The sequence below is a fragment of the Streptomyces sp. ID05-39B genome (assembly GCF_033794725.1).
GTDB lineage: Bacteria > Actinomycetota > Actinomycetes > Streptomycetales > Streptomycetaceae > Streptomyces > Streptomyces bobili.
This window is the reverse complement of record NZ_JARGEF010000348.1, coordinates 1-6,469: the sequence shown is the minus strand read 5'-3', so window position 1 is coordinate 6,469 and position 6,469 is coordinate 1. Positions and strand designations below refer to the sequence as shown.

The 6,469-nt window shown below is 72.0% G+C and carries 5 protein-coding genes and 1 pseudogene; 4 read left to right on the top strand and 2 right to left on the bottom strand.

Features of this window, described 5'->3' with window-relative positions; translation table 11 throughout:
* The 4 genes and pseudogenes from P1P75_RS38565 to P1P75_RS38550 form a co-directional block, all read left to right on the top strand.
* Nucleotides 1-279 (top strand): annotated as a pseudogene (locus tag P1P75_RS38565) (hypothetical protein); the annotation flags it as partial.
* Nucleotides 280-386: 107 nt separating this feature from the next.
* Entirely contained in the window at nt 387-1,445 is a 1,059-nt protein-coding gene (locus P1P75_RS38560) for a P1 family peptidase (protein WP_319264175.1), read from the top strand.
* Between the two features lie 148 nt (nt 1,446-1,593).
* Nucleotides 1,594-2,814 carry an Ig-like domain-containing protein gene (locus tag P1P75_RS38555; RefSeq protein ID WP_319264173.1) on the top strand — a complete coding sequence of 407 codons (1,221 nt, stop codon included), beginning with the start codon at nt 1,594-1,596 and terminating at the stop codon, nt 2,812-2,814.
* A 198-nt stretch (nt 2,815-3,012) separates the two neighbouring features.
* Nucleotides 3,013-3,759: a DUF6227 family protein gene (locus tag P1P75_RS38550; RefSeq protein WP_319264172.1), complete on the top strand. Its 747-nt coding sequence runs from the start codon at nt 3,013-3,015 to the stop codon at nt 3,757-3,759.
* A 45-nt stretch (nt 3,760-3,804) separates the two neighbouring features.
* Here P1P75_RS38550 and P1P75_RS38545 read toward each other — a convergent pair whose 3' ends face one another.
* Together P1P75_RS38545 and P1P75_RS38540 are read right to left on the bottom strand one after the other, a co-directional pair.
* Nucleotides 3,805-4,233 carry a hypothetical protein gene (locus tag P1P75_RS38545; RefSeq protein WP_319264177.1) on the bottom strand — a complete coding sequence of 143 codons (429 nt, stop codon included), beginning with the start codon at nt 4,231-4,233 and terminating at the stop codon, nt 3,805-3,807.
* A gap of 107 nt (nt 4,234-4,340) precedes the next feature.
* Nucleotides 4,341-6,398, bottom strand: a complete 2,058-nt coding sequence (locus P1P75_RS38540; RefSeq protein ID WP_319264171.1) for a fructose-specific PTS transporter subunit EIIC — start codon at nt 6,396-6,398, stop codon at nt 4,341-4,343.
* Nucleotides 6,399-6,469: the final 71 nt, after the last annotated feature.

The window sequence follows — 6,469 nt, the reverse complement described above, 5'->3', positions numbered from 1 at the left end:
CCCCACCCCCTCCTCCGGTACGCCGCCCACGCCAGGCCCCTGCGCGCTGTATCTGCTGACCGTCTGGGCGTTGCACTCCCGCCACTTCAAGGTGGCCTCGCCCAGCAGTCGGTCCTGCCGGTCACCGCCCTGCTGGTGATCTGCTGCACCTTCCTCGGTGACTGGGCGGTCCTCGCCGCGAGCCTGGTGTCGGCGCTGGCGGTGGCCACCGGTACGACCCTGACGGCACGGATGACCGCGCGGGAGCAGGAGGCGCGCGGTGCGACGCGGACGGTGTGAGGGCGGCGTACGAGGGCGGCCCGTATGACGGGCTCGGTGTGCGGAAGACGGTGTGAGGCAGGGTGTGACAGCCGTGCCGCCGGACGGGGCGGGCCAGACTGGGGTCCATGACAGTTGACGCTCTGACAGTCGGTGCTCTGACGGATGTCGCGGGGATGCGGGTGGGCCATGCCTCTCGCAGCGGTGACGGGTGGCTGACCGGCACCACGGTCGTCCTCGCCCCGGAGGGCGGGGCCGTGGCCGCCGTGGACGTGCGCGGCGGTGGCCCCGGCACCAAGGAGACCGACGCCCTCGACCCCCGCAATGTGGTGCAGCGTGTGGACGCGGTCGTGCTGACCGGTGGCAGCGCCTACGGACTCGACGCGGCCTCCGGGGTGATGGCCTGGCTGGAGGAGCGCGGGCGTGGGGTGCCGGTCGGTGTCGACCCGGCGCACGTCGTGCCGGTGGTGCCCGCCGCCTGCGTCTTCGACCTCGGCCGGGGCGGCGACTTCCGGGCTCGCCCGGACGCCTCGTTCGGCCGGGCCGCGGTGGAGGCCGCCGCGGCGAGCACACCCGGTGCCCGGGTGCCGGAGGGGGGTGTGGGCGCCGGGACGGGTGCCGTGGTCGGGGCGATGAAGGGCGGGGTCGGTACGGCCGCGATCGTGCTCGACTCGGGCATCACGGTGGCCGCGCTGGTGGTGGCCAACGCGGCGGGCTCGGTCATGGACCCGCAAACGGGCGTGTTGTATGGGGAGTTGTTCCAGGGGCGGGTGGAGTATCCGGCGGAGGGGGTGCACGAGGCCGCCCGCCGGCGCCTGGCGGAGAGCGCCGCGGCGAGCGCGCCCCCGCCGCTGAACACGACCCTCGCGGTGGTCGCGACCGACGCCGACCTCACGAAGGCGCAGGCGCAGAAGCTGGCGGGCACCGCGCACGACGGCATCGCCCGCGCCGTACGGCCGGTGCATCTGCTGCATGACGGGGACACGGTGTTCGCGCTGGCGACGGGTGCGCGTCCGCTCGGCACCGGTCCTGTCGGCGCCGCGCATCCGCTCGCCCTGAACGACGTCCTCGCGGCGGGCGCGGACATGGTGACGCGGGCGATCGTGCGGGCGGTGCGGGCCGCGGAGTCGGTGACAGAGGCCGGCGGGACGTGGCCGTCGTACGAGGAGTTGTACGGGATCCGGTAGCCAAGTCGCCCCAAGAGGCGGGTCATTGTCCTGGTTCTGTCACGCGATGGGTTCAGCGGCGGACGGCGGGAACCCCGGCGGTCGTGGTGGTCCTCTTCTCCCCCGTACGGGAACGGATCACGCACTACACACGAAGCTGGAGCAGCCCGTGACAACGCCGAACAAAACAGCGCGGCGCACACTGGGGGCCTGTGCCGCCCTGGTGGTCGGCGCCCTCACCCTGACCGCCTGCGGCGGCAGCGCCAACGCCGAGGACAAGAACGGCAAGGGCGGTGGGGGATCCGCCAAGACGAAGACCGCGAAGATCGTCATCTCGGCCCAGGACGGATCGACGGGCGCGTCGATCAACACCACGGGTGTGAAGGTGAGTGACGGCCGGCTGACCACCGTGAAGATGACGGTGGCCGGGACCGAGCAGGTCGTGGCGGGCTCGCTGGCGGCGGACGGCAGCAGCTGGAAGCCGAAGGAGCAGCTGGAGCGCGGCACGAAGTACGAGATATCGGCGACCGCGCAGGACGGGAACGGCCGGACCGTGGCGGCCGGCTCGGTCTTCACGACGGTGTCCTCGGCGAACAGTTTCATCGGGACGTACACGCCGGACAACGGCACGACGGTCGGTGTCGGGATGCCGGTGTCGTTCACCTTCGACAAGGCCATCGAGGACAGGAAGGCCGTCCAGTCCCACATCACGGTCTCGTCCAGCAGCGGGCAGAAGGTGGTCGGGCACTGGTTCGGGTCGCAGCGGCTCGACTTCCGGCCGGAGGAGTACTGGAAGGCCGGCTCCAAGGTCACGATGAAGATCGACCTGGACGGCGTGAAGGGTGCCAACGGCGCCCATGGCGTGCAGAAGAAGACGGTCACCTTCACCATCGGGCGCTCGCAGGTCTCCACGGTCGACGTCGGCACCCAGACCATGTCGGTGGTGCGGGACGGGGCGCCGCTGAAGTCGGTCCCGATCTCCTCGGGCAGCGCCCAGCACACGACGTACAACGGCCAGATGGTGATCACGGAGAAGTTCACGCAGACGCGGATGAACAGCCGGACGGTCGGTCTGGGCGGCGAGTACGACATCCCGGACGTGCCGCACGCGATGCGGCTGACGCAGTCCGGGACCTTCATCCACGGTAACTACTGGTACAAGAAGGGCAATCCGCCCTTCGGCCGGGAGGGCACCAGTCACGGCTGCGTCGGACTCGCGGACGCGCGGGGCGCCCAGGGCGACACCCCCGCCAAGTGGTTCTACGACAACTCGCTGGTCGGTGACGTGGTGGTCGTCAAGAACTCCCCGGACAAGACGGTCGCCCCGGACAACGGCCTCAACGGGTGGAACCTGGGGTGGAGCGAATGGATTTCGGGGAGCGCGATCTGATCGGTCCGAGCGCCCCCCGTTCCGGCGGGAGACGCTTCTGACCGGCGGTTTCTGGCAGATCATCGGGCCGCGCGGGAACTTCTCGCGCGGCTTCCGCGTTCTCCCGGCGTACGTTTTCTCGGTTCCCGGACATGATGTCCGACCGAGGGGCTACGGTATGCACCCACAAGGTGACATGCAGCGACGCCGGGAGAAACCTTGAGCGTTCCGTACGAGACGGCAGCGCACGAAGCAGCCGAGTCGCCCGAGACTCCGGAGGAGCACCTCGCGCGGCTTCTCGGTCGCGCTCTGAACTCCTTCGAGTTGCCCGACGAATGCGTGAGACGGCTCGACTGCGCGCTGGCGCACGACAGCTCGCTGCACTCCGCGCACCACAGCGCGGGTCTGCACCGGGAGACGTACCGGCACACCTGGCTGCTGTCGGACGGCTCCGCGGTCACCCTGTGGGAGCTGGTCCACAACCCCACCCCGGGCAGTGAGCCGCAGCACGAGGTGTATGTGGACGAGGAGGAGCTGCGGGCCGCCACGGCCCGGCTGCCCCTCCCGACGGACGCGCCGGACTTCGAACTGCCGGTGCTGGTCCAGTTGGCGCCGATCCCCGCGCCTCGACACGTGTATGTGGCCGACGACTCGGCGGATCACGCGCGCCGGCTGCTGCGCCGGGCGGAGAACGCGGACCGGCCGGACGCGGACACGGCCGCGCTGCTGAGCTCGGCCTTCGCGCACCAGATCACCCAGGCGTTCGGCCGGCCCTGCCGTGCGGGGCGCATCGGCCTGGGATTCGCGCTGTACGAGCACGCGTTCCTGCTCCGTGACGGCCGGGAGGTCTCCCTGTGGGAGGTCGAGCACACGGCCACCCCGGACAGGCGGCACATGTGCGAGGTGTACCTCACCGAGGACGCGGCCCGCGAGGCGATGGAGCGGCGCGCGGCACAGGTCTCCTGAGCCGGACTCACCTACGGCGCCCCGGCGGGGGCGTCCCGCGCGGATTCAGCGGTCGCCGCTGAGCCGGCGTACGAGCCCCGCGAAGGCTGCCTGCTCGGCCGGGGTGAGTTCGACGGTCTCCGGGTGCGGGCCGGTGTTCGACTGCGGCGGGAGGGCGGGCAGACGCGGGGGACGGGCCTGGCCCGGACGGCGTACGTCCGCTTCCGGGCGCTGCGTGTGTGCGTCCCGGCGGCGGGGGTCCGTGGTCCGGCGTCGTCCACGCGGTCCCGGGGGTATCGCGTCGTGACCCGGGCGCATCGCCCCCAGGGCGGTGCGCCGGGTACGCCGAGCGCCGGTCCAGGCGCCCCACGCGCCGGCGCCGGGGCGGGCGCGGCGCAGCAGGGCGGTCACCGCGATCAGCCAGGCGGCTCCCGCCAGGGCGAGGACGACGGCCGCCGTGCCCGGCGGATGGGGGATCGAGAGGTGCTCAGGCATGTCGAACAGTAGACACCGAAGACGTCACAGTCCGGGACTTTCGTCCCGGACCGTGACGTATCTCGCAGGGGTGCGCGTCTCCCGAAGGGCGCCCCCGAGGTGGCCGGTTACGCCGCGACCGGCTGCTTCCGCTCCGCCGCGGCGGCCGTGCCGTTCGCCGCACCGGGTGCCGCGGCACCGGTGACCGGCTTGCGCAGGCCCTTGAGGACGATGACCAGGGCGGTCGTGACGCACACACCGGCCGCGATGGCGATCAGGTAGAGGAACGGGTTGCCGATCAGCGGGACCACGAAAATGCCGCCGTGCGGGGCGCGCAGCGTGGCGCCGAAGGCCATCGACAGGGCTCCGGTGACCGCGCCGCCCGCCATCGAGGCCGGGATGACCCGCAGCGGGTCCGCCGCCGCGAACGGGATCGCGCCCTCCGAGATGAAGGAGGCGCCCAGGACCCAGGCGGCCTTGCCGTTCTCACGCTCGGTCGGGGTGAAGAGCTTCTTGCGGAGGGTGGTCGCCAGTGCCATGCCCAGCGGCGGGACCATGCCCGCGGCCATCACGGCGGCCATGATCTCCATCGCGGAGTCACTGGGGTCCGCGACGGCGATACCGGCCGTGGCGAAGGCGTACGCGACCTTGTTGACCGGGCCGCCGAGGTCGAAGCACATCATCAGGCCGAGGAGGACACCGAGCAGGATCGCGTTGGTGCCGGACAGGCCGGCCAGCCAGTCCGTCATGCCCTTCTGGGCCTCGGCGATGGGCTTGCCGACCACGACGAACATCAGGAAGCCGACGACGATCGAGGAGATCAGCGGGATCACCACCACCGGCATGATGCCGCGCAGCGCCGTCGGGATCCTGATCCGCTGGATCGCGAGGACGACCGCGCCCGCCAGGAGGCCGGCGACCAGACCGCCGAGGAAGCCCGCGGCGATGTTGGAGGCGATCATGCCGCCGACGAAGCCGGGGACCAGACCTGGACGGTCCGCCATGCCGTAGGCGATGTATCCGGCGAGGACCGGGATGAGGAAGCCGAAGGCGACCCCGCCGATCTGGAACAACAGGGCGCCCCAGCTGTCGACCTGGGTCCAGGAGAAGTGCTCCATGACCGAGGGCGCCTTGTTGATCTCCCAGCCGCCGATCGCGAACCCGAGGGCGATCAGCAGGCCGCCCGCGGCGACGAAGGGGACCATGTAACTGACGCCGGTCATCAGCCACTTGCGGAGCTTGGTGCCGTAGCCGTCGCCGGACTCGCCGGCCCGCTCGACGGGCGTACCGCCCTTGGCTCCGGCGGTGACCTCGCCGCGCTCGGCCCTGCCGCGCACGTCGGCGATGAGTTCGGCGGGCTTGTTGATGCCGGCCTTGACACCGACGTCGACCGTCGGCTTCCCGGCGAAGCGGTCCTTGTCGCGCACGGGCACGTCGTGGGCGAAGATCACGCCGTCCGCCGCCGCGATCACCGCCGGGTCGAGCCGGGTGAAACCGGCCGAACCCTGTGTCTCGACGACCAGTTCGACGCCCGCCGCACGGCCCGCGTTCTCCAGCGACTCGGCCGCCATGTAGGTGTGGGCGATGCCGGTGGGGCAGGAGGTGACCGCGACGATACGGAACGGGGGCGCGTCGGGGGCGTCAGGTGGGGTGGGGCCGGCCGTTGTGGCGTCGGCGGAGGCCGCCGCCGACGCCACAACGGGGTTCTCGGGGGCGCTCGCGCCCTCGGCGGGTGCCTCGGCCGGCTCCTCACCGCGGATCAGCGACGCCGCGGCCGCCGCGTCCCCCGCCGACCGCAGCGCGTCGGTGAACTCGGCGTTCATCAGCTGCCGGGCGAGGGAGGACAGGATCGTCAGGTGGGCGTCGTCCGCTCCGGCCGGGGCGGCGATCAGGAAGATCAGGTCGGCCGGGCCGTCCGGCGCGCCGAAGTCGATGCCGGCGGCGCTGCGCCCGAAGGCGAGCGTCGGCTCGGTGACATGGGTGCTGCGGCAGTGCGGGATGCCGATGCCGCCGTCGAGGCCGGTGGGCATCTGGGCCTCACGGGCGGCCACATCGGCGAGGAAGCCCTCCAGGTCGGTCACCCGGCCCAGGGCCACCATGCGCTCGGCGAGGGATCGCGCCGCTGCTTCCTTGGTGCTGGCGGACAGGTCGAGGTCGACCAGTTCCGCGGTGATCATCTCGCTCATCGCGGGCTCCTTCGCTCGCGTATCGCCCGGGTGGTGTGCTGGGCGCAAAGGGGGACGGGGGTGCTGTGGGG

Bases quoted from the DNA above. Each gene is read 5' to 3' on its own strand.
- P1P75_RS38560 (WP_319264175.1), top strand. From the start codon at position 387: ATGACAGTTGACGCTCTGACAGTCGGTGCTCTGACGGATGTCGCGGGG.
- P1P75_RS38540 (WP_319264171.1), bottom strand. From the start codon at position 6,398: ATGAGCGAGATGATCACCGCGGAACTGGTCGACCTCGACCTGTCCGCC.
- P1P75_RS38545 (WP_319264177.1), bottom strand. From the start codon at position 4,233: ATGCCTGAGCACCTCTCGATCCCCCATCCGCCGGGCACGGCGGCCGTC.